Source organism: Vibrio sp. TAP-3B, assembly GCF_057784735.1.
Genome location: NZ_CM173495.1, coordinates 1,670,091 through 1,692,074, shown reverse-complemented (window position 1 = coordinate 1,692,074; position 21,984 = coordinate 1,670,091). Strand labels below are relative to the sequence as shown.

At 44.8% G+C, this 21,984-nt stretch carries 18 protein-coding genes; 15 read left to right on the top strand and 3 right to left on the bottom strand.

Annotation, left to right across the window (positions count from 1 at the left end):
- Window positions 1-214 precede the first annotated feature (214 nt).
- The 12 genes from ubiT (at window position 215) to deoD (ending at window position 11,665) form a co-directional block, all read left to right on the top strand.
- Window positions 215-742, top strand: a complete 528-nt coding sequence (ubiT, locus tag AC3D28_RS07950) for a ubiquinone anaerobic biosynthesis accessory factor UbiT (RefSeq protein ID WP_488534464.1) — start codon at window positions 215-217, stop codon at window positions 740-742.
- Entirely contained in the window at window positions 726-1,229 is a 504-nt protein-coding gene (locus AC3D28_RS07945; protein ID WP_098414906.1) for a GNAT family N-acetyltransferase, read from the top strand. The genes ubiT and AC3D28_RS07945 overlap by 17 nt, the downstream gene beginning before the upstream one ends.
- A 330-nt stretch (window positions 1,230-1,559) precedes the next feature.
- Complete coding sequence (locus AC3D28_RS07940; protein WP_488534463.1) at window positions 1,560-1,970, top strand: DNA polymerase III subunit psi; 411 nt, start codon at window positions 1,560-1,562, stop codon at window positions 1,968-1,970.
- 55 nt (window positions 1,971-2,025) lie between these two features.
- A complete protein-coding gene (rimI, locus tag AC3D28_RS07935) occupies window positions 2,026-2,481 on the top strand; it encodes a ribosomal protein S18-alanine N-acetyltransferase (RefSeq protein ID WP_488534462.1) in 456 nt (151 codons plus the stop codon).
- A gap of 120 nt (window positions 2,482-2,601) precedes the next feature.
- Window positions 2,602-4,191 (top strand): peptide chain release factor 3, encoded by a 1,590-nt coding sequence (gene prfC, locus AC3D28_RS07930; protein ID WP_488534461.1) that lies wholly within the window; start codon window positions 2,602-2,604, stop codon window positions 4,189-4,191.
- 96 nt (window positions 4,192-4,287) lie between these two features.
- Complete coding sequence (locus AC3D28_RS07925) at window positions 4,288-4,485, top strand: DUF5363 family protein (protein ID WP_098414910.1); 198 nt, start codon at window positions 4,288-4,290, stop codon at window positions 4,483-4,485.
- Entirely contained in the window at window positions 4,472-5,242 is a 771-nt protein-coding gene (locus AC3D28_RS07920; protein WP_488534460.1) for a TatD family hydrolase, read from the top strand. Before AC3D28_RS07925 ends, AC3D28_RS07920 begins: the two co-directional genes overlap by 14 nt.
- 207 nt (window positions 5,243-5,449) lie before the next feature.
- Window positions 5,450-6,733 (top strand): NupC/NupG family nucleoside CNT transporter, encoded by a 1,284-nt coding sequence (locus tag AC3D28_RS07915; RefSeq protein ID WP_488534459.1) that lies wholly within the window; start codon window positions 5,450-5,452, stop codon window positions 6,731-6,733.
- A gap of 579 nt (window positions 6,734-7,312) precedes the next feature.
- Entirely contained in the window at window positions 7,313-8,089 is a 777-nt protein-coding gene (gene deoC / locus AC3D28_RS07910; protein WP_488534458.1) for a deoxyribose-phosphate aldolase, read from the top strand.
- Window positions 8,090-8,185: 96 nt separating this feature from the next.
- Window positions 8,186-9,514: a thymidine phosphorylase gene (gene deoA / locus AC3D28_RS07905; RefSeq protein WP_488534457.1), complete on the top strand. Its 1,329-nt coding sequence runs from the start codon at window positions 8,186-8,188 to the stop codon at window positions 9,512-9,514.
- A gap of 68 nt (window positions 9,515-9,582) precedes the next feature.
- On the top strand, window positions 9,583-10,803 hold the full coding sequence (locus AC3D28_RS07900; RefSeq protein ID WP_488534456.1) for a phosphopentomutase: 1,221 nt from the start codon (window positions 9,583-9,585) through the stop codon (window positions 10,801-10,803).
- A 142-nt stretch (window positions 10,804-10,945) separates the two neighbouring features.
- Complete coding sequence (gene deoD / locus AC3D28_RS07895) at window positions 10,946-11,665, top strand: purine-nucleoside phosphorylase (protein WP_098414915.1); 720 nt, start codon at window positions 10,946-10,948, stop codon at window positions 11,663-11,665.
- A 73-nt stretch (window positions 11,666-11,738) separates the two neighbouring features.
- Here the strand turns inward: deoD and AC3D28_RS07890 are convergent, their stop codons facing one another.
- A complete protein-coding gene (locus AC3D28_RS07890) occupies window positions 11,739-12,344 on the bottom strand; it encodes a YtjB family periplasmic protein (RefSeq protein WP_098414916.1) in 606 nt (201 codons plus the stop codon).
- Window positions 12,345-12,435: 91 nt separating this feature from the next.
- On the opposite strand from AC3D28_RS07890, the gene serB reads away from it, so the two are divergent.
- The gene (gene serB, locus AC3D28_RS07885) at window positions 12,436-13,416 is read left to right on the top strand and encodes a phosphoserine phosphatase (RefSeq protein ID WP_488534455.1); all 981 of its coding nucleotides are present in this window, start codon (window positions 12,436-12,438) and stop codon (window positions 13,414-13,416) included.
- Window positions 13,417-13,478: 62 nt separating this feature from the next.
- On the opposite strand, the gene AC3D28_RS07880 is transcribed toward serB, so the two are convergent.
- The gene (locus AC3D28_RS07880; RefSeq protein ID WP_488534454.1) at window positions 13,479-15,827 is read right to left on the bottom strand and encodes a PilZ domain-containing protein; all 2,349 of its coding nucleotides are present in this window, start codon (window positions 15,825-15,827) and stop codon (window positions 13,479-13,481) included.
- A gap of 136 nt (window positions 15,828-15,963) precedes the next feature.
- Here AC3D28_RS07880 and radA point away from each other — a divergent pair, with 136 nt between their 5' ends.
- Together radA and fusA are read left to right on the top strand one after the other, a co-directional pair.
- On the top strand, window positions 15,964-17,343 hold the full coding sequence (gene radA / locus AC3D28_RS07875; protein ID WP_488534453.1) for a DNA repair protein RadA: 1,380 nt from the start codon (window positions 15,964-15,966) through the stop codon (window positions 17,341-17,343).
- A gap of 205 nt (window positions 17,344-17,548) precedes the next feature.
- On the top strand, window positions 17,549-19,639 hold the full coding sequence (gene fusA / locus AC3D28_RS07870; protein WP_488534452.1) for an elongation factor G: 2,091 nt from the start codon (window positions 17,549-17,551) through the stop codon (window positions 19,637-19,639).
- A gap of 187 nt (window positions 19,640-19,826) precedes the next feature.
- Here the strand turns inward: fusA and AC3D28_RS07865 are convergent, their stop codons facing one another.
- Window positions 19,827-21,518 (bottom strand): AMP-binding protein, encoded by a 1,692-nt coding sequence (locus AC3D28_RS07865; protein ID WP_488534451.1) that lies wholly within the window; start codon window positions 21,516-21,518, stop codon window positions 19,827-19,829.
- Window positions 21,519-21,984 lie beyond the last annotated feature (466 nt).

Sequence of the window (21,984 nt, the reverse complement as noted above, 5' to 3'; positions counted from 1 at the left end):
GGATGTGCTTTGATAACTATAACTTTGAAAATACGGTTATAAAAGTATTTATCTATCTGTTCACATCAATAATACACGTAAGTTCAAAAAAAGCAGCATTAGTGGGCAATAATCCATCATCATTAAAATGAACCGTTTATTGATACATAACAGGAACCCATATTGCGTAATGCGTATTATGGATTATTTAATGATAAAGTGACGGATAATGCACGTGTTAAACAAGATTCGCAGTCAACTAGTAAAGAACGCAGCTACCATTTTGCGCTCTCCTGTCCAGTTATTACCACGACCTATTCAACAAAAGGCCTTATTAGAAGGGCTTAAAATGGTGTTCAAAGAAGCCTTAGAAGATGGTGACTTTGAATTTCTTGAAGATAAGTGGTTAAAAGTTGCGATTAAAGACTTGAACTTAGCATGGTACATCAGCTATCAAAGTGAAAAATTGGTAGTGGCTGCAAAACCAGTTCAGGAAGATGTGAGTTTTAGTGGTAACCTAAACGACCTAGTACTGATTGCTGGTCGTAAAGAAGACCCTGATACACTGTTCTTCCAGCGTCGCCTTTCTATTGAAGGTGATACTGAGCTTGGCTTAGAAGTGAAGAACTTAATGGACAGTGTCGACTTAGAGCAGTTACCAAAAGCAATGCAAGTAGCTTTAAACCAACTGGCTGACCTTGTTCACAAAGGGATCCAAGCGCCTGCACAACCAACCGGAGTAGCGAATGCTTATTCGAACTGAAGCCCCTGCGGACATTCTTACCATTGACCGCTTATTGAAACACACCTTTCCTACGCAAGCTGAAGCCGATCTAGTTATGCGTTTGCGTGAAAATAGCAAATTCACACTTTCTTTGGTGGCATGTACCGATGAGGGAGAGGTGATCGGTCATGCTTTATTCAGCCCCGTGACTTTAAATGGTGAAGATTTGTCATGGCAAGGACTAGCACCATTGGCAGTACATCAAGATTACCGTCGACAAGGTATTGCCGCTGAATTGATCAAAGAAGGTTTCGAATCACTGCGTGATTTTGGTTACCCAGTGTGTGTGGTGTTGGGAAGTCCGAGCTATTATGCGCGCCAAGGGTTTAAACCTTGTGAAGAAATGGGGTTCGAATGTGCTTGGGACGCACCTAAAGGTGCATTTCGTATCGCTGAGTTGGTCGAAGGTCAATGTGCAGGACGTTCTGGTCGTATTGAATACGCCCCTGAATTTTCTGAATTGTAAATAATATAGCCCGCCTTTTTAGCGGGCTATTGAGCTGTTATTTGATTTGGTTTATACAAAAATTAGCCTAATTTGTCGTTTTTACCTTCCTATTTTTACTTCTTTGTTTACTCCTATCATGTTGATCTTTTTGTTTTCCTCATAACAGTAAGTTATCTCAATACGTTTTAGTTTTGCTTGTTATAAACCCAGAGGCTGCCAAGTTTTTAAGGGAGGGCGTTGGTGAGCAAGCCCATTAACGTCATAATGCTATTTATCCCTATCTTGATAGTCCTTTAGGTATAATTGCGATTATTTGATAGGATGCCTTGTTCAAAAAGGTGACGGAAAATGTCAATTAACGAGAAACAATATTTACACGAAATGGGGATCAGCACGTGGGAGTTGGTTCACCCTGATAGACTGATTGGTTATCAAGCGCCTAATGTCGATTTACCAAGTTCTTGCAAGCTTCTGCTGGTTTCTCCGGTATGCCCTGAGAATGAGACAGTCATCTTGTTTGAAAAAATCCTCAAGAGTATGAAGTTAACGCTTGACCAAGCAATGCATCTTGAACCAGAACGCCTTTCGCTCCTTGATAAACATGAGTTGGAGTGGGTGTGGTTTGCTGGGTGCGAAGCAACCACTCTTCTCAATGCCAAACGACTAACGTCGCCATTACTGAAAGAGATAGATGGCAACAACCCACAAAAGCGCGCACTTTGGCAACAGATTTGTTCTTATAATAATCCGAGCAAATAACCATTGCTCCCCGTTTTACTGCAATTGGTATTACACATAAATATTTAGGTAAATAATGACAATTGAAATAATGCCAATGCGTGCGGAGCACTTAGATCAAGTTTGGCTAATCGAGCAGCAAGCGCATTCTCACCCGTGGGCCGAGTCTTTAATTCGTGACTTATCAAGCCGTGGTGCGTGCCATCATGTCATGATTGCTAAGGACGAGGTGTTGGGCTATTTCTATGCTCAGAATATTGTTGGTGAAGTAACATTACTGAACATTTCGATAGCGCCTCAACACCAAGGCAAAGGCTATGGTCAAAAGCTGTTGGATGCGTTTCTAAACCAATGCGAACAGGCGAAAGCTGAGAGCATATGGCTGGAAGTGAGAGAAAGTAACCAAGCTGCCATCTATATCTATGAGCAAGCCGGATTTAATGAAGTGGACCGACGCTATAATTATTACCCAGCGAAAACGGGAAGTGGAAAAGAAGATGCGATCATTATGAGTTACTTTTTCTTTTACTAGGCGCATGGCTCGGGAAGTTGCCCCTGAGGCAATAATAAGCGAGAATACCGCGCAATATTGAATCTAAAAAGCGTGTTTGCATTTCGAGCAAGCATTCAGACATCAAAGAAGACCAGTCTCATGTCAAATACACCTTTTCTAAGCGAAGTGTCTAAACGTAGAACGTTCGCTATTATTTCTCACCCGGATGCGGGTAAAACCACCATTACTGAAAAAGTCCTTTTATTCGGAAACGCGATTCAAAAAGCAGGTACGGTTAAAGGCCGTGGTAATGCACAGCACGCAAAATCAGACTGGATGGAAATGGAAAAGGAACGGGGTATCTCGGTAACCACGTCTGTGATGCAGTTCCCTTACAATGATTGCCTGGTAAACTTATTGGATACTCCTGGACACGAAGACTTCTCGGAAGATACATACCGTACTCTGACGGCAGTCGACTCGTGTTTGATGGTTATCGATGCAGCGAAAGGTGTCGAGGATCGTACCCGTAAGCTGATGGAAGTGACCCGTCTGCGTGACACGCCAATTGTGACCTTTATGAACAAACTTGACCGTGACGTTCGTGATCCAATGGAAGTACTGGACGAAGTCGAAAACGAACTGGGCATGATGTGTGCGCCTATCACATGGCCAATCGGCTGTGGTAAGGAATTTAAAGGGGTTTATCACATTCACCGTGATGAAACGATCCTATACGAGTCTGGTCACGGTCATGAGATCCAAGAAGTTCGCATCATTAAAGGTCTAGACAACCCAGAGTTGGGTGAGCAGGTTGGTACGGATCTGGCGGCAAGCGTTCGCGAAGAGATAGAACTCGTCATGGGAGCATGTCCTGAATTTGATTTGGAAATGTTTTTAACGGGTGACTTAACGCCGGTTTACTTCGGTACTGCATTAGGTAACTTTGGTGTGGATCACATGCTGGATGGCTTGACGGAGTGGGCGCCAGCGCCGAAAACGCGTCAAGCGGTTGAGCGTGAAGTCGAAGCGACAGAAGAAAAGTTCTCTGGTTTTGTTTTCAAGATCCAAGCGAATATGGATCCGAAACACCGTGACCGTATCGCATTCATGCGGATTGTCTCGGGGACCTACACGCAAGGCATGAAGATGAACCACGTTCGTCTTGGCAAGCAAGTGAGTATTTCTGATGCAGTCACCTTTATGGCGGGTGACCGTTCACGTGCAGAACACGCTTATGCAGGTGACATCATCGGTTTACATAACCACGGCACTATCCAGATTGGTGATACCTTCACGCAAGGTGAGTCACTGAAGTTCTCTGGCATTCCCAATTTCGCACCGGAATTGTTCCGTCGTATTCGTCTGAAAGATCCATTGAAGCAGAAGCAGCTACTGAAAGGTCTGGTTCAGCTATCTGAAGAAGGTGCGGTACAGGTATTCCGTCCACTACAAAACAACGATCTGATCGTTGGTGCGGTTGGTGTGCTTCAGTTTGATGTCGTTGTTGCGCGTCTGAAGTCTGAATACAATGTAGAAGGCGTTTACGAAAGTGTAAACGTGGCTACTGCTCGCTGGGTAGAATGTGATGATGCGAAGAAATTGGATGATTTCCAGCGTAAAAATCAAGCTAACCTAGCGTTAGATGGGGGCGATAACCTAACGTATATTGCGCCAACAATGGTGAACTTAAACTTGGCGAAAGAGCGTTTCCCTGATATTGATTTCCGTGCGACGCGTGAGCACTAATCAAAAAGCGGTTTGGGTAAGCTTTAACGCAAACTAGATTTTAAAACGCCCTTGGCTATAAACTTAGCCAAGGGCGTTTTTATATGAGGATGAGATATGAACTGGTTTAAACGAGGATTGAAGCGTTACGACGACTGGTGCAAGGAGATGGGGCTAACCCCCGATCAAAAACGCAGCTGCGTTCCGTATCGAAAAGACCCTGCCCATCAAAATGAAGAGAACAGTGAAGCCCTGCCATCTTCTGATTCTCAGCCTGCCAGTACAGATAAAAAGCCTCAAGATGAAGCTCTTTGATACCCATTGTCACTTTGACTTTGATGTATTCCAAGGAGACTTTACGCATCAGCTTCAGATTGCTCAAACGCAAGGCGTGGCAAGAATTCTGATTCCTTCAGTGGGACCTCAAAACTGGGCTCGCATTCAAACCTTGGCAGAGCAACACGCCAATTTGTATTACGCTCTTGGGTTTCATCCGTATTTTCTTGAAGATAACGTTGAACAACACTTTGCTGAATTGGAACATTATCTAAAACAAAATGCTTCCCAGTGCGTGGCAATAGGAGAGTGTGGACTAGACTTTGGCATTGATGTTGACCCACAGTTGCAAGAAAAGGCACTTGAAGTTCAATTTGAGTTGGCTAGACGCTTCGAACTCCCTGTTATTTTACATAGCCGAAAAGCGCACAATCGCCTTATCCAAATGGTTAAAGCGGCGAAGCTCCCTCGAGGCGGTGTGCTACATGCTTTCTCTGGGAGTTATCAGCAAGCAATGGAGTGGGTCAAATTAGGTTTTTTTATCGGTGTAGGAGGAACCATCACCTACCCAAGAGCGAAGAAAACACGCGACGCAATTCAAAAATTACCACTCGAACACATGGTAATCGAAACCGATGCACCAGATATGCCTATACTTGGGCATCAAGGGGAGGCGAATCACCCGGCACAACTCGTTCACGTTTTTAATGAGCTCGTAGAGTTGCATAGTGGAGAAAGACATTCGATTGCTTGCCAGCTGTGGGAAAATAGTAACGTTGCATTCTCTATATGTTAATAAAATCTAAAAATCCTGTTTGAAATTAAAAACGCTTACTTGCTTGTTGTGACGTGACTCACAAAGACGATTGAATCAATGATAGATCTTATAGGAAAATGTGAGGCTAGCATTATTTTAATTGATTCCGCATGAGTATAATTGCTCCTGCTTTATAGCTCCATTTTGTAACACGCCAATAAATAACTTATAAGGAAGTCATAAACTATGAGCCTGTTTATGAGCCTAGTCGGTATGGTAGTGCTTATTGCTATTGCATTTGCATTTTCTAATAACCGAAAAGCTATCAATCTAAGAACCGTGGCTGGCGCATTCGCTATCCAATTCGTATTAGGTGCATTTGTTCTTTATGTACCTTGGGGCCGTGATCTACTAAACGGTTTCTCTTCTGGTGTTTCTAACGTTATCAACTATGGTAACGATGGTTCATCATTCCTGTTCGGTGGTCTTGTTTCTGACAAGATGTTCGAAGTATTCGGTGGCGGTGGCTTCATCTTCGCATTCCGTGTTCTTCCTACACTGATCTTCTTCTCTGCACTGATTTCAGTTCTGTACTATATCGGCGCGATGCAGTGGGTTATCAAGATTCTTGGTGGTGCACTACAAAAAGCGTTGGGCACTTCTCGTGCAGAATCAATGTCAGCTGCCGCTAACATTTTCGTCGGTCAAACTGAAGCACCTCTGGTGGTTCGTCCGTTCGTTCCAAAAATGACTCAATCAGAGCTGTTTGCGGTAATGTGTGGTGGTCTGGCTTCTGTTGCTGGTGGTGTATTGGCTGGTTACGCATCAATGGGGGTACCTCTCGAGTACCTAGTTGCCGCGTCATTCATGGCAGCACCTGGTGGTCTACTGTTCGCTAAAATTCTTCATCCTGAGACTGATCAGCCTCATGAAAACATCGAAGAAGCGATGGACGGTGGCGACGACAAACCGGTTAACGTCATTGACGCAGCAGCGGGAGGAGCGGCTTCTGGTCTGCAACTTGCGCTAAACGTTGGTGCAATGCTAATCGCGTTCGTTGGTCTAATCGCATTGATCAACGGTATGCTAGGTGGCATCGGTGGTTGGTTCGGTATGCCAGAACTAACACTAGAACTCATCCTAGGTTACGCATTCTCTCCACTCGCATTCCTAATCGGTGTTCCATGGGCTGAAGCGGTAACCGCGGGTTCATTTATCGGTCAGAAAATCGTAGTAAACGAGTTCGTTGCTTACCTGAACTTCGTACCATACTTAGGTGAGAATGCTCAAGTCGTTGCGGCAACTGGTGAAGTAATGTCTGAGAAGACGACCGCTATCATCTCATTTGCACTATGTGGCTTCGCGAACCTTTCTTCTATCGCGATCCTACTTGGTGGTCTAGGTAGCCTTGCACCTAACCGTCGTAGTGACATTGCTCGTATGGGTATTAAAGCCGTTCTTGCAGGTACGTTGTCTAACTTAATGGCAGCGACAATTGCAGGCTTCTGCCTAAGCCTTGCAGCATTTTAATTAGAATCGGTTCTTAATATATAGACGCCGTTTACATCATGCCCTGTAGCAAGAAATTGCTGCGGGGCATTTTTTGTTTTTAAAGCTAAATTTTTTCGATAATTGAGTCCGATAAATGGGGGTCAATCAGTCGATATAAAAGAGGCTTGGAAATTTTGAGATACAAACCGTTTGCGCTCCATATAGTGCTGCAGTTTTGCGGTGAAACTCTATAATGTAGTAATCACAGAATAGTGGTTAAGGCTGATGCTTAATCACGCAATGAATATTACATAATCGATGGGCGAATGAATTGCCCATCAATATCAGATCTAGTAAGCGTTTTGCTGTGTGATGTGATATGTAAGACACCGCAATCATAGATTGTAGTGCCATAAGCCAAACAGGTACTGTGCGGTGACAAGGATAGCAATTGGTATATGATATTTTCGCTGTATATGCCGAGTCTTCAGGGAACCAAGTCCGTTCATTAATAGACTGTTTAGCCCTTTACTCACATTGTCTCGACTGGTGGATTATAGTTAGAGACGTGATGTAAGGCTGAATAGTGAATTTTTTGAATATTGATCGGAGATAGAAATGAGCGATTTAAAAGCAGCAGCACTACGTGCACTTAAACTTATGGATCTAACCACGCTGAATGATGACGACACTGACACAAAAGTGATCTCACTCTGTCATGACGCGAAAACCGCAGTAGGCAACACCGCTGCAATCTGTATTTACCCTCGCTTTATTCCTATTGCTAAGAAGACACTTCGTGAGCAAGGAACGCCAGAGGTTCGCATTGCAACCGTTACCAACTTCCCACACGGTAACGACGACATCGAAATCGCTGTTGCTGAAACAAAAGCGGCGATTGCTTACGGTGCGGACGAAGTTGACGTCGTGTTCCCATACCGCGCGCTAATGGCGGGTGATGAGAAAGTCGGCTTCGAACTGGTTAAGCAATGTAAAGAGGCTTGTGGTGATATTCTTCTGAAAGTCATCATTGAAACTGGTGAGCTAAAAGAAGAAGCACTAATCAAGAAAGCATCTCAAATCTGTATTGAAGCAGGTGCTGACTTCATCAAAACTTCAACTGGTAAAGTGCCAGTCAACGCCACGCCAGAATACGCACGCATGATGCTTGAAGTGATTCGTGACATGGGTGTTGCTGAAACGGTTGGTTTCAAACCTGCTGGTGGTGTGCGTACTGCTGAAGATGCGGCAGCATACCTTGCAATGGCTGACGAAATTCTCGGTGACAACTGGGTTGATGCTCGTCATTACCGCTTTGGTGCGTCTAGCCTGCTAACAAACCTGCTAAATACATTAGAAGTGACAGACGAAACTGCTGATCCAGCAGCGTACTAATTCCAACTATACGTCTGAGCGGTAGCACCTAAGTGGGTGCTACCCACCTCTTCTATTCTACTTAAACCATCGCTTGCTAAGGCGTGGGAGGCACTAATGTATTTACCACAAGAAATCATTCGTAAAAAACGTGACGGCGAAGAACTTACCGCAGACGAAATCAACTTCTTTATTCAAGGCGTAGCAAATAACACGGTATCTGAAGGTCAGATCGCGGCGTTTGCTATGACGATTTTCTTTAATGAAATGACCATGGATGAGCGTATCGCGCTGACGTGTGCAATGCGCGACTCTGGCATGGTTATCGACTGGAGTCACATGAACTTCGGTGGTCCCATTGTCGACAAGCATTCTACTGGTGGTGTGGGTGACGTCACTTCGCTGATGCTGGGTCCTATGGTGGCTGCATGCGGTGGTTTCGTGCCTATGATCTCTGGCCGTGGCCTTGGTCACACTGGTGGCACGCTCGACAAGTTGGAGTCTATTCCAGGCTATAACATCACACCAACTAACGACATTTTTGGTCAAGTAACCAAAGACGCTGGTGTGGCGATCATCGGTCAAACGGGTGATCTAGCGCCAGCCGATAAGCGTGTGTATGCGACTCGCGACATTACCGCAACAGTAGACAACATCTCGCTTATTACGGCATCGATTCTTTCCAAAAAATTGGCGGCGGGTCTGGAATCGCTAGTGATGGACGTAAAAGTCGGCTCTGGTGCATTCATGCCAACTTATGAAGCGTCTGAAGAGCTAGCGAAATCAATCGTTGCAGTAGCAAACGGTGCGGGTACTAAGACAACCGCAATCCTGACAGACATGAACCAAGTATTGGCTTCTTCGGCAGGTAATGCGGTGGAAGTGCGTGAAGCGGTTCGTTTCCTAACTGGTGAATACCGTAACCCACGCCTACTTGAAGTCACCATGGCTTCTTGTGCAGAAATGCTGGTACTTGGCAAACTGGCTAAGAACACAGAAGACGCACGTGCGAAATTGATGGAAGCACTAGACAATGGTAAAGCAGCAGCATGTTTTGGCAAGATGGTTGCTGGTCTTGGCGGCCCAGCAGACTTCGTCGAAAACTACGATAACTACCTAGAGAAAGCGGACATCATTAAGCCAGTATACGCGACACAAACAGGCATTGTTTCTGCGATGGATACGCGTGCTATTGGTATGGCGGTCGTTGCTATGGGTGGCGGTCGCCGTGTTGCTACTGATGAAATCGACTATGGCGTAGGTTTCGACGAGTTCATCCGCTTGGGTGAAGTTGCAGATAGCGATAAACCTCTTGCCGTTATCCATGCTCGCACTGAAGAGCAATGGGAAGAAGCGGCAAAAGCCCTGCGCAGTGCAATCAAAGTAGGTGGTGAGTACACACCAACTCCAGAGGTTTACCGCCAAATTCGTGCAGAAGATATTTAATAGAACAAGTAATTACACAAGGCCTACTCAACCATAATAAAAAGCCGAGTGGGCCTAAGGAACGAGCAATGAAAAGAGCATTTATTTTAGTACTAGACTCATTCGGTATTGGTGCAACCGCTGACGCTGAGAAATTTGGTGATGTAGGTTCAGACACACTAGGCCACATCGCAGAACAATGCGAAAAAGGCTTAGCAGATAACGACCAACGTCAAGGCGCACTTCGCCTTCCAAACCTATCTAAGTTAGGTTTGGCAATGGCACATAAAGAGTCAACAGGTCGCTTCGCACCTGGCCTAGACGCAGATGCAGAAATCATTGGTGCGTACGGTCACGCAGCAGAGCTTTCTTCTGGTAAAGATACGCCGTCCGGTCACTGGGAAATCGCAGGTGTTCCTGTTCTGTTTGACTGGGGTTATTTCACAGACAAAGCAAACAGCTTCCCTAAAGAGCTGACGGATCGCATCCTTGAGCGCGCGGGTCTTGACGGTTTCCTAGGTAACTGCCACGCATCTGGTACTCAAGTTCTTGATGACTTGGGTGAAGAGCATATGAAGACTGGGCAGCCAATCTTCTACACCTCTGCGGACTCTGTATTCCAAATCGCCTGTCACGAAGAGACCTTCGGTCTAGATCGTCTACTAGAGCTTTGCCAAATTGCGCGTGAAGAACTAGAAGATTACAACATCGGTCGTGTAATCGCGCGCCCATTCATTGGCCCGGGTAAAGGTCAATTTGAGCGTACGGGTAACCGTCGTGACCTATCTGTAGAGCCACCATCAGCGACTATCTTACAAAAGCTGCTTGATGAGAAGGGCGGTCAGGTTCATTCCATCGGTAAGATCTCAGATATTTATGCAGGTTGCGGGATCACTAAGAAAACCAAAGCAACAGGCATTCCAGCACTATTTGAAGCAACGAAAGAAGCGATTAAAGAAGCGGGTGACAACACCATCGTATTCACTAACTTTGTCGACTTCGACTCAGCTTACGGCCACCGCCGCGATGTGGCAGGTTACGCAGCGGCGCTTGAGTACTTTGATGGTCGAATTAACGAAGTATTAGAGCTAATGGAGGAAGATGATGTGCTTATCCTAACGGCTGACCACGGCTGTGACCCTACATGGCCAGGAACCGACCATACTCGTGAGCACATCCCAGTATTGGTTTACGGTCAAAAAGTGCCAGCAGGCTCTCTTGGCCGCCGCGAAACATTCGCAGATATCGGCCAAACATTGGCGAGCTACTTCGGTACTTCTCCAATGGGTTACGGTAAGAACTTTCTATAATTCATAGGAAATTCAAAAACTGGGAGCTGAATGCTCCTAGTTTTATGTTTGCAGTATGCAAGTACTGCTTGTCGGAAATGAGAATACTCTGGCTTACATCGCCTTAAGCGCGGAGCGCTAGAGAAAGGTTAAGGAAAAGAAAATGGCAACTCCACATATCAATGCTGAAATGGGTGCATTCGCAGACGTAGTACTGATGCCAGGTGACCCGCTACGTGCAAAATACATCGCAGAAACCTTCCTTGAAGACGTTGTTCAAGTGTGTGACGTGCGTAATATGTTCGGTTACACAGGCACCTACAAAGGACGAAAAATCTCTGTGATGGGGCACGGCATGGGTATCCCATCGTGCTCGATTTACGCGACGGAGCTAATTAAAGACTTCGGCGTGAAGAAAATCATCCGTGTAGGTAGTTGTGGCGCAGTAAACGAAGACATCAAAGTACGTGATGTTGTGATCGGCATGGGCGCGTGTACGGATTCTAAAGTTAACCGTATCCGTTTTAAAGGTCATGACTTTGCAGCTATCGCAGACTACAAAATGGTTCGCGCGGCAGAAGACGCAGCAAAAGCACGTGGCATTGATGTGAAAGTCGGTAACTTATTCTCAGCGGAGCTTTTCTACACGCCAGATCCAGAAATGTTCGACGTGATGGACAAGTACGGCATCGTTGGTGTTGAGATGGAAGCGGCGGGTATCTACGGGGTATGTGCAGAATATGGCGCAAAAGCACTAACGATCTGTACCGTATCAGACCACATTAAGACCGGTGAACAAACGACTTCGGATGAGCGTCAAACCACATTTAATGACATGATGCTGATTGCGTTAGATTCGGTAATACTGGGTGACGAAGCATAATGGTTGGTTAACACACATAAAAACAGCCCGCACCAAGCGGGCTGTTTTTTTAGGTATTCAGTTCGAGACCGAATCATTTGGTAAGCAGTAGGTTTTCACCTTTCTTACGGCGAATAGGTTGTCGGTGTAAAATCATAATAAATAGCATGCCACACACAAAGCTTATCAGTACCATCATATACATGTAACGGTCACTCTTACGATAATGATGATCAGAAATCGCGGTAACACGCCCTGTCTCAAACGTGACACGTACGAAACCAATAATGGCATCATCAGCAAACACAGGCTCAACCAATTGCTGGCGACCAATTGAAGCGGTAGCCAGTGGAGTGTCTAACCCCAAAACTTCCCGTACTGATAATGCACCTTCACTGGACGCCAAACGCACACCTTGCGCATCATATATCGTTGCATCAAACACCAAGCGATCTTGGGCCAATTGATTGGTCAGTTTTAGCAATCGCTCTTGGTCTTTGGTCAGAATCATTTCACTGGCAGAAAGAGACGCCTGTGAAATCAGAACCTTGGTGAGTGTTTCAAGCTGTTGTGCTTGGATTTTTTCGTTGCCCTTACTGATCACAACACTGTTTTTTATCGTGATAAACAACATCACACACAGTAGGATTAGTGCCAGAGTTCTTAGGGCATTCCTTACTGAGAACAAAGATTCACTCATGCTCTTTACTCATCCATTTAAAACAAAACAAAGACTTGCCTTTTTAGTTTGTTGAGGTAACGTTTTAGCAAAGTCATAAGGGATTATATACATGGACGCGTCAAAAAGCTTGCCTATCAGAAAACATACGACACTTTTAAAACGACTACCCGAGACTTTATTCGCCTCTCAGCTGGATAAAGCGAAAGCCAACTGGGTTGTTTTTGCTGAGTACCTTTCTCCACGTCACTTTGAAGACATCGACTTTTTCACTGGTTTTTATAACCCGATTTTAGAAACATGGAAAGTGGGTCAATACGAAGTGGCTTTAATGGCGGGAGACCTTACCCCTCAGCATGAAACCATTTTACAAAGCCTGAATTTGGATTATGCCTCCCTCAATGAAGTACCCGACTTATCAACCACTGGTTTGATTGTGTTTGATATGGACTCAACCGCGATTCAAATCGAATGTATTGATGAAATTGCAAAACTGGCTGGAGTAGGGCAAGAGGTGGCGGAAGTGACTGAGCGTGCGATGCTAGGGGAGTTAGATTTTGAGCAGAGCCTGCGCCAACGCGTTGGTAAATTGAAAGGTGCCGATGAAGCTACCCTTGAACAAGTGCGGTCCCGGTTATCATTTATGCCGGATTTTGAAGCATTAATCGCGACTCTTAAAGCGTTAGGTTGGAAAACAGCGATCGCTTCTGGTGGTTTTACTTACTTCTCGGACTATATCAAAGATAAAGTCGATTTAGATTTTGCTCGCTCTAATCAGCTAGAAATCATTAATGGTAAGCTCACGGGGAACGTACTTGGCGATGTGGTTACCGCGCAGATGAAGTCTGATATTCTGGTGGAGTTGGCGGATGAATACGAAATTGAGCAGCACAACACGGTTGCTGTCGGTGATGGCGCTAACGATCTTGTGATGATGTCGGTGGCGGGCTTAGGTATCGCGTACCACGCAAAACCTAAAGTGGAAGCTCAAGCGCAATCTGCGATTCGCTTTGCAGGCTTAGGGGGGGTGCTTTGTATTTTGTCTGGCGCACTAGTGAAACAACACAAAGTCAGTTGGAAGGCAAAACCATAATCTTTCATCATAAAAATACCGCCAAGATTGACGGTATTTTTTAGGTTCAACTCTGGTTGAGATTACTCTGTCAACTCTAGCCGAGTAACCACTTCGTCGGTAATGTCTTCAAACTCACTATAGCCAACTAATGCGGTCAGCTCTTTTTCTAGCTTGCTGGCTTGATGTACTCCAAATTTTGTTAAGTCACTTAAGTCTTGCTGTAATAAGGATGTCATCGGGTCGAAAATTGGCGCGGTCGATAAGCGAATTACGTAGAACTCTCCCATCATGCGTGCTTTCTTTATAAATTGAATGCGCTCTGTTACGCTGTTGAACTCTTGATGTAGCTTGGACTCAATCGCTGTAATCTGGTTACCTACTTTGGGTGCGCTGATATAGAGATCTTGATGTCCCATTTGTGCCCCTTCAACACGCTTTATCGGCTCTGCTATTAATGTACTTGTCCGGCCTTTGAAAATCGGTTCAAGAGACAACAATTGGTCATGACCAAGGCGGGCAAACAACTCAATGTGTTTCGGTAAAGGCACGTTAACACCAATAACGGGAGTTTTGATTGAAGAGGAAGCATTCTTGCTAATAAAAACAGGCGTGCTTACGGTTCTTGAAAGCAACATGCTGTGCAGTCTTTCAAGTAGAGCATTGCTAGGCAACCTTTCTTTTTGCGGGATGAGTTTGTTTTGGTTGTGTTCGATAATACTGTTGAAAAATGCAATCACTTTCATCGTTTGACTGTTCTCATCTATCATCAACTGAACACTATAACCGTCAGGGCTGACTCGAATTACTCGATACGGTACTGAAGTGAGAGGCAGGTTTTTATCGTAGAGTTGTAACTCACGAAAGTTGATCTGAACTTCTTGGCCTGAATGTAACCGTATTGGCTCATCAAGCCAGATCCCGAGTCCGCGTTTCGAAAGATCGACGGTACATCCGACCGTGTTGAATTGTCCTGTATGCAACTCTAATGGCGTTTTAAAACGATACCGTAGCTCTTTACGACGAGATTTTGCATCAAAATAAATGCCTTTCGTGTGCCCTGTAATTTTTCTTGTGTGGCGGAATGAATTTAACGTATTTGAAGGTATGCGAGGTTTTTCCGTTAAGAGGTAGTCTTGAGCTGATTTCTCATCCGCGACTTCCTGCAAAAAACCAATATGAGTCAGTGACCGAGAGGTATCGGCCAATTCAGGAGAGAAAGTGGTTAGGTCTCTTTTTTCCTCTTCTGAGAGTTCAAATATAGAGACCCTAAAAACACGCCAGCTTTCTCGCTTAGCCCCTAGATGCCAAAACAGCTGGCGCTGCTCTCGAGTCGCTTCCGGCCGGAGCATTGAATAAAAGTACGTTCGGTTTTCGTGTTCGTGGGTAAATGAATACAGAATATTCGTTGTTCCCTTTACACCGGGCTTGATGAGCGAGGTGACCCGTTGTTCATTAAATAAAGAGCCGAACACTTGTTGGTTTCTTTCATCGTGCCAATACTGCCATAGTTTTTGATTATTCGGGGTCAGCATGGCTAACTTAAGCTCGCGACCATCAAAGAACAAAGGCAAGCTGCTAGTGTGCTTTAAGGCGATGTGTTCATAACCACGAGTTCGAGCTCGAATAATTTTATCTTGATTGTCGTGGCGCGTACGCTTGGCGGTGCTGTTAAGAGCTTCATCGATAACGTGGGTGATGACGTCGGTCTCGGTTAAGCGGATAGCCCTAAGGTATCGAATCGCGTCATTCTCGTAACAGTCATCGACGGCAAGTACACGGTAGCTTAGCGGCTTTTCGATTCCGGCGACTTGAGATTGATTAGCGAGTTCTGTAAAGGTGACTTGGATGATTTCGCCAAGGTTGTACTTAAACGCACTCGGCACTTTGAATTTTGCCCCAGAGCAGGATAGGTCGATACTCAGTCCATGAAGGAGTTGACCTTTCGAACGGCATATTTTTACCTGAGATTGTACTTTTAGCCGTTTTTCTTGGCGCTTCAAGTCATTCCCTAGGTGAACAGGCTCTGCCAAAAAAGGGCTTTTGGGATCCGTTAACGATTGCGTTTTTTCTTGAGTGGGGCGTATATTCATTACTCGGAAATTGTTCCGTGTATTAACTAAGGCTTCCCACATGCCTTCGGTATAGCGACCAAACTTTTTGATGTTTTTGTGGTAAGCGTTGAAAGCTACATCGTCCAACCAGTGCGGAATACTATCCAAAATATACTCTCGGCATTCGCCTTGAACGCGGCCACGCAAGTCGATGCTTTTTTTGCACGGTGCCATTAAACGGTTTAGTTCCATTTTGACTAAGATTTTGGTCGAAGGCGGCTCTTCCTCGGTTAATTGACCAAGGACAAAATCAACGTCGTTCGATCCATAAACGGGAATGAGTCGTTCTGCGAGCGAGAGAATTTCAGATTGCTGCATTATTTCTGTTAGAGTATGGCGTTATTTTAAATTATATCGACTAAGCGAAGTAAAACTTAAGTATATCAATAGTTCACTTCAGATTAAGTCTGACTTGACTGTGCTTAGTCACATTTGTTGAAAAAATCGAGGCATCATGGGGAAAGCAAAACGAGCTTATGTTTGTAATGATTGCGGGGCAGACTTTCCACGTTGGCAAGGGCAATGTAATGCGTGTGGCGCGTGGAATACGATTACGGAAGTACGTATCGCTGCATCGCCAACGGTTGCTCGCAACGAACGTTTGACAGGTTATGCAGGCTCTGCAACCGAAGTGGCAGTGCAAACCCTATCAGAAATTGACTTGCAAGAAGTCCCGCGTTTCACCAGTGGCTATAAAGAGCTTGATCGTGTATTAGGTGGTGGTGTAGTGCCTGGGGCGGCGATTTTGATTGGTGGTAGCCCGGGAGCTGGTAAGTCAACACTGCTTTTACAAACGATGTGCAGTCTGTCGGCAAAAATGCCAACGTTGTACGTTACAGGCGAGGAATCTTTACAGCAGGTAGCAATGCGTGCTTCTCGTTTGGGGTTGCCAAAAGAGCATTTGAAAATGCTGTCTGAAACTAATGTTGACAAGGTCTGTCAAGTTGCTGAAAAAGAGCAGCCTCGTATTATGGTGATTGACTCAATCCAGGTAATGCACGTCTCCGATGTTCAATCTTCACCTGGCAGTGTTGCACAGGTACGTGAATCGGCGACGGCGCTGACTCGTTACGCAAAACAGAATAATGTTGCGGTATTTATTGTTGGTCACGTAACAAAAGATGGTACTCTTGCGGGCCCCAAAGTGCTTGAACACATCATTGATTGTTCAGTACTGCTTGATGGTGGTACGGACAGTCGATTCCGCACTTTACGCAGTCATAAAAACCGTTTTGGTGCGGTGAATGAACTTGGCGTATTTGCCATGACAGGGCAAGGGTTAAAAGAGGTCAGTAATCCATCCGCTATTTTCCTTTCTCGTGGTGAAGAAGCAACATCGGGCTCTTCAGTTATGGTTGTTTGGGAAGGTACGCGTCCTCTATTAGTAGAGATCCAAGCGCTGGTGGATTACTCTCAACTGGCTAATCCTCGCCGCGTAGCGGTAGGTTTGGAGCAGAACCGTCTTTCTTTACTACTTGCCGTGTTACATAAGCATGGTGGCCTACAAATGGCAGACCAAGATGTTTTTGTTAACGTTGTTGGTGGTGTTAAGGTAACGGAAACGAGCGCAGATCTTGCGCTTGTGATGGCACTATTATCGAGCTTTCGTGACCGCCCATTACCAAAAGATGTGGTCGTATTTGGGGAAGTGGGGCTTGCTGGTGAAATCCGTCCAGTGCCAAGTGGGCAAGAGCGTTTGAATGAAGCGTTTAAACATGGCTTTAAGAAAGCGATTGTTCCTGCAGCAAATATGCCGAAAGGAGGTATTCCTGGAATGCAGATCCACGGTGTTAAGAAATTATCAGAAGCAATTGAAGCATTTGATGAGCTGTAACGCCCTTAAATAAAAGTCCACAAAATGTTGAATTTGTCTTCAAACGTTCGCGAATAAAACACATTAATCATGATGTTTGGCTATGCTTTGAGGACGGAAATTTCACGTTAAATTTTTTTTCTTCCATCCGCACGCAAGGGTATCAGTATTGACAGAATATGATATACTCTGCGCGCACTTTATACCTTATTAACAGAGTAAGACAATGACTGATTTATCAAAATACAGAAACATTGGTATTTTTGCTCACGTAGACGCGGGTAAAACTACCTCTACAGAGCGTATCCTAAAGCTAACTGGTAAAATCCATAAGATCGGCGACAGCCACGATGGTACAACTACTACCGACTTCATGGAGCAGGAAGCTGAGCGTGGTATCACGATCCAGTCTGCAGCAACAACTTGTTTCTGGAAAGATCACCGTCTAAACATCATCGATACTCCTGGGCACGTTGACTTCACAATCGAAGTTTACCGTTCTCTAAAAGTACTTGACGGTGGTATCGGTGTGTTCTGTGGTTCTGGTGGTGTTGAGCCTCAGTCAGAAACCAACTGGCGTTACGCTGACGAATCAAAAGTATCTCGTCTGATCTTCGTTAACAAACTAGACCGTATGGGCGCAGATTTCTACAAAGTTGTAGATCAAGTACAAAACGTTCTAGGCGCAACTCCTCTAGTTATGACGCTGCCTATCGGTATCGAAGAAGATTTCGTCGGTGTTGTAGACGTACTAAGCCAACAAGCTTACGTATGGGATGAGTCTGGCCAGCCAGAGAACTACGAAATTCAAGATATTCCAGCTGACATGGTAGACAAAGCAGCAGAATACCGTGAAATGCTGATCGAAACTGCTCTAGAGCAAGACGAAGATCTAATGATGGCTTACCTAGAAGAAGGCGCAGAGCCATCTCTAGAAGACATCAAGCGTTGTATCCGTAAAGGTACACGTGACCTAGCATTCTTCCCAACTTACTGTGGTTCTGCGTACAAGAACAAAGGTATGCAGCTTATTCTTGACGCGGTAATTGATTACCTACCATCACCAACAGAAGTTGATCCACAGCCTCTAACTGACCCAGATACTGGTGAGCAGACTGGTGAAGTTGCAACAGTATCTGCAGACGAGCCATTACGTGCGCTTGCATTTAAGATCATGGACGACCGTTTTGGTGCGCTAACCTTTATCCGTGTTTACTCAGGTAAGATGAAGAAAGGTGATACAATACTTAACGCTGCAACTCGTAAAACAGAGCGTATCGGCCGTATGGTTGAGATGCACGCAGACGAGCGTAACGAGATTGATTCAGCACAAGCTGGTGATATCATCGCTGTTGTTGGTATGAAGAACGTTCAAACTGGTCACACGCTATGTGATCCTAAACATGAATGTACTCTTGAGCCAATGATCTTCCCAGATCCAGTAATCTCTATCGCAGTGAAGCCTAAAGACAAAGGCGGCAGCGAGAAAATGGGTATCGCGATCGGTAAAATGGTTGCAGAAGATCCATCTTTCCAAGTTGAGACTGACGAAGATTCAGGTGAAACCATCCTTAAAGGTATGGGTGAACTTCACCTAGATATCAAAGTTGATATCCTAAAACGTACTTACGGCGTTGAGCTAGAAGTAGGTGCTCCTCAGGTTGCTTACCGTGAAACAATCACTCAAGCAATCGAAGACAGCTACACGCACAAGAAGCAGTCTGGTGGTTCAGGTCAGTTCGCGAAAATCGACTACCGTATCAAACCAGGTGAGCCAAACTCAGGCTTCTCGTTCAAGTCATCTGTTGTTGGTGGTAACGTACCGAAAGAATTCTGGCCTGCAGTAGAAAAAGGCTTCGCTAGCATGATGGATACTGGTGTTCTCGCTGGTTTCCCTACTCTAGACGTAGAAGTCGAACTATTCGACGGTGGTTTCCACGCAGTTGACTCTTCAGCAATCGCATACGAAATCGCTGCGAAAGGTGCATTCCGTCAATCGATGCCTAAAGCTGGTGCGCAACTTCTTGAGCCAATCATGAAAGTTGACGTGTTCACGCCAGAAGATCACGTTGGTGACGTAATCGGTGACCTTAACCGTCGTCGTGGTATGATCAAAGATCAACAAGCTGCATCTACTGGTGTACGTATCAAGGGTGATGTACCTCTATCAGAAATGTTTGGTTACATCGGTACTCTACGTACAATGACTTCTGGTCGTGGTCAGTTCTCTATGGAGTTCTCACACTACGCACCATGTCCAGCAAACGTTGCTGAGCAAGTAATTGCTGACGTTAAAGAGCGTAACGCTAAGAAGTAATTCTTTACGTTAACTCTATGACTTTAAAGCCCCGCCTAGAGCGGGGCTTTTTATTATCGATAACTTGAATTCAACGGCTCTAATCGCGCATATATCAGTGGCGAAGAAATATGAAAACATTTTGGAGAATTGGCCTGAACATAGGAAGTCGACACTCCTCAATGCCAGTTGAGAAGTGCAACTAAAATTATAAATCTTCTTCCCACACGACTAATTCACCCTTCGGCCAATTATGGCCAATGTCATGATACTTTTGTTCCAGTACATGACGTTTAATTTTTAAGGTTGGAGTAAGCACACCATTCTCGATACTCCAAGGGTCCTTAATCATCAATACGCCTTTGATTTGCTCGTGAGAAGCCAGTTCTTGATTCATTCTCGCGATGACTTTTCGTGTCGTGCGAGCATAACGTTCTCTATTGAAGTTTGGGAAATCATGTGGCACAACCAAAAGAATTGGTGCTGGCAACCCTAGTCCTATTAAGCACATCATTTCTACACGACTGTACTCAAACAGTTTGTTCTCGATAGGTACTGGGGCAACAAACTTGCCTTTGGCGGTTTTAAAGGTATCTTTTTTACGGCCTTGAATGGTTAGATAACCTTCTGCATCAATGGCGCCGATATCACCAGTATGTAACCAACCGTCTGAGTCAAATGATTCTTGGGTTGCAATGTCATTTTTATAGTAACCAGAAAATAGCCCTTTTCCGCGAACCATGATCTCATCATCCTCCGCGATTTTTAGCTCAATGCCAGGGCCTGCATTACCTACGCTCCCAATTTTGTCCGCTCTAAATGGGTAGTTGAGCGTGCTATACGCGAAGGACTCTGTCATCCCCCAAGCCTCAGTGATATTCAGACCGATCGAGTGATACCATTGCAATAGAGCTGGTGAGACGGGAGCAGAGCCACAGCCTAATACGCGAGCCTGATCCAAGCCCAATCCATCTGCTAGCTTTTTCTTAATTAATGAATTTACGAACGGTATTTTCAGCAAGAAGTTGAGTTTTTTCTGTGGCAGCTTATCTTGAATACGTTGTTGGAATAATGTCCATAACCGTGGCACAGATACAAATAACGTTGGCCGATGCATTTTGACATCTTCAATAAAAGTATTGAGAGATTCAGGAAATGCAGTGGTTACGCCGCCCATGATCGACGAGCCAAAAATGTAAACCCGTTCAGTAATGTGGGCCAAAGGCAGGTAAGAAAACAGGCGATCATTCTCTTGAATACCAATATGGTTAATGAGCTGTTGAACGGACCAACTGAATGCACCATAAGTAAGCATGGCACCTTTAGGCAGTCCGGATGTTCCCGAGGTGTATACCAAAGACATTAACTTGTCATCGTGGTGAAGTGGACGCTCTTTACTTGGCACTGCATCTTCGAGTAGGGCTTTGAAGTTGTACTGGCATTGTGGTGCGGTATCGTAAGGTAAAGCGATACTAATCAGCTCTGGCATGGCATTAATAACCTGCTGAGTTGCGGTTGGGTCATCTAACTTACCCGCAATAATCGCTTTGCTTTCACTGTGGGTAACACAGTATTCAATGGTTTCCGCAACGGCAGTTGGAAAGATCGGCACGCTGACATAATCTCCGAGCATCATCGCCAAATCACAGATGAACCATTCAGCACAATTCTTTGAGACTAGAGCAACTTTATCACCAGGTTGCACCCCTAGATTGCGTAGAGCACTGACCAGTTTTAGTGCTTGATCGGCAACTTCTGCATAAGTGTATTCCACAAACTGTCGGTTAATAATTTGTTTTAGATAGACCTCATTTGGGCGTTCTTTAGCCCATTTGAGAATCATTTCATTTGGTGGTGGGAGAGCGCAATCAGCAGCGCTATTTAGGTTCGGCTGATTCATTTTATGTGACTCCATGTCTTCTCGTTGTACTTATAGTTGTTAACGCATTGTTAACTCTAGCATGTTAAATCCCGACTCGGGAATGGATTTTGATGAAATATGTGGGAAAGATAGCGTTAGTTATGATTGAAGTCGAAGCGCTTCTATCTAAACAACAATGTGATTGATGTTACACACAAGAGAAGACGGTTTTTAGTTGCTCTGTCATATCAAATTCATACGAAGAGCACAGGTAAGCAATTTATTTTATTAATAATATTGCGAAAACTTAGAATCTATTCTAATTGTTTATAGACTAGTGGCTTAGTGTTGAAGATAAGCATAAATGTCTCCTAATGTCTTCAAAGCGAGAAACCTGAATTTATGTAGTGGTGTTGAAGTAACTATCAGATGTTACTTTGAAAAGTTGGGGGCTTCACCTCAAGCTACTGCCTGAGATTACTTGGGTACGATCATCAGAAAAAGG

Excerpts from the sequence above, each read along its gene's own strand:
- prfC (WP_488534461.1), top strand. The coding sequence starts at position 2,602 with ATGTCAAATACACCTTTTCTAAGCGAAGTGTCTAAACGTAGAACGTTC.
- radA (WP_488534453.1), top strand. The coding sequence starts at position 15,964 with ATGGGGAAAGCAAAACGAGCTTATGTTTGTAATGATTGCGGGGCAGAC.
- deoA (WP_488534457.1), top strand. The coding sequence starts at position 8,186 with ATGTATTTACCACAAGAAATCATTCGTAAAAAACGTGACGGCGAAGAA.
- AC3D28_RS07940 (WP_488534463.1), top strand. The coding sequence starts at position 1,560 with ATGTCAATTAACGAGAAACAATATTTACACGAAATGGGGATCAGCACG.
- AC3D28_RS07880 (WP_488534454.1), bottom strand. The coding sequence starts at position 15,827 with ATGCAGCAATCTGAAATTCTCTCGCTCGCAGAACGACTCATTCCCGTT.
- AC3D28_RS07915 (WP_488534459.1), top strand. The coding sequence starts at position 5,450 with ATGAGCCTGTTTATGAGCCTAGTCGGTATGGTAGTGCTTATTGCTATT.
- AC3D28_RS07890 (WP_098414916.1), bottom strand. The coding sequence starts at position 12,344 with ATGAGTGAATCTTTGTTCTCAGTAAGGAATGCCCTAAGAACTCTGGCA.
- deoC (WP_488534458.1), top strand. The coding sequence starts at position 7,313 with ATGAGCGATTTAAAAGCAGCAGCACTACGTGCACTTAAACTTATGGAT.
- AC3D28_RS07920 (WP_488534460.1), top strand. The coding sequence starts at position 4,472 with ATGAAGCTCTTTGATACCCATTGTCACTTTGACTTTGATGTATTCCAA.
- serB (WP_488534455.1), top strand. The coding sequence starts at position 12,436 with ATGGACGCGTCAAAAAGCTTGCCTATCAGAAAACATACGACACTTTTA.
- deoD (WP_098414915.1), top strand. The coding sequence starts at position 10,946 with ATGGCAACTCCACATATCAATGCTGAAATGGGTGCATTCGCAGACGTA.
- rimI (WP_488534462.1), top strand. The coding sequence starts at position 2,026 with ATGACAATTGAAATAATGCCAATGCGTGCGGAGCACTTAGATCAAGTT.
- AC3D28_RS07865 (WP_488534451.1), bottom strand. The coding sequence starts at position 21,518 with ATGAATCAGCCGAACCTAAATAGCGCTGCTGATTGCGCTCTCCCACCA.
- AC3D28_RS07925 (WP_098414910.1), top strand. The coding sequence starts at position 4,288 with ATGAACTGGTTTAAACGAGGATTGAAGCGTTACGACGACTGGTGCAAG.
- AC3D28_RS07900 (WP_488534456.1), top strand. The coding sequence starts at position 9,583 with ATGAAAAGAGCATTTATTTTAGTACTAGACTCATTCGGTATTGGTGCA.
- AC3D28_RS07945 (WP_098414906.1), top strand. The coding sequence starts at position 726 with ATGCTTATTCGAACTGAAGCCCCTGCGGACATTCTTACCATTGACCGC.
- fusA (WP_488534452.1), top strand. The coding sequence starts at position 17,549 with ATGACTGATTTATCAAAATACAGAAACATTGGTATTTTTGCTCACGTA.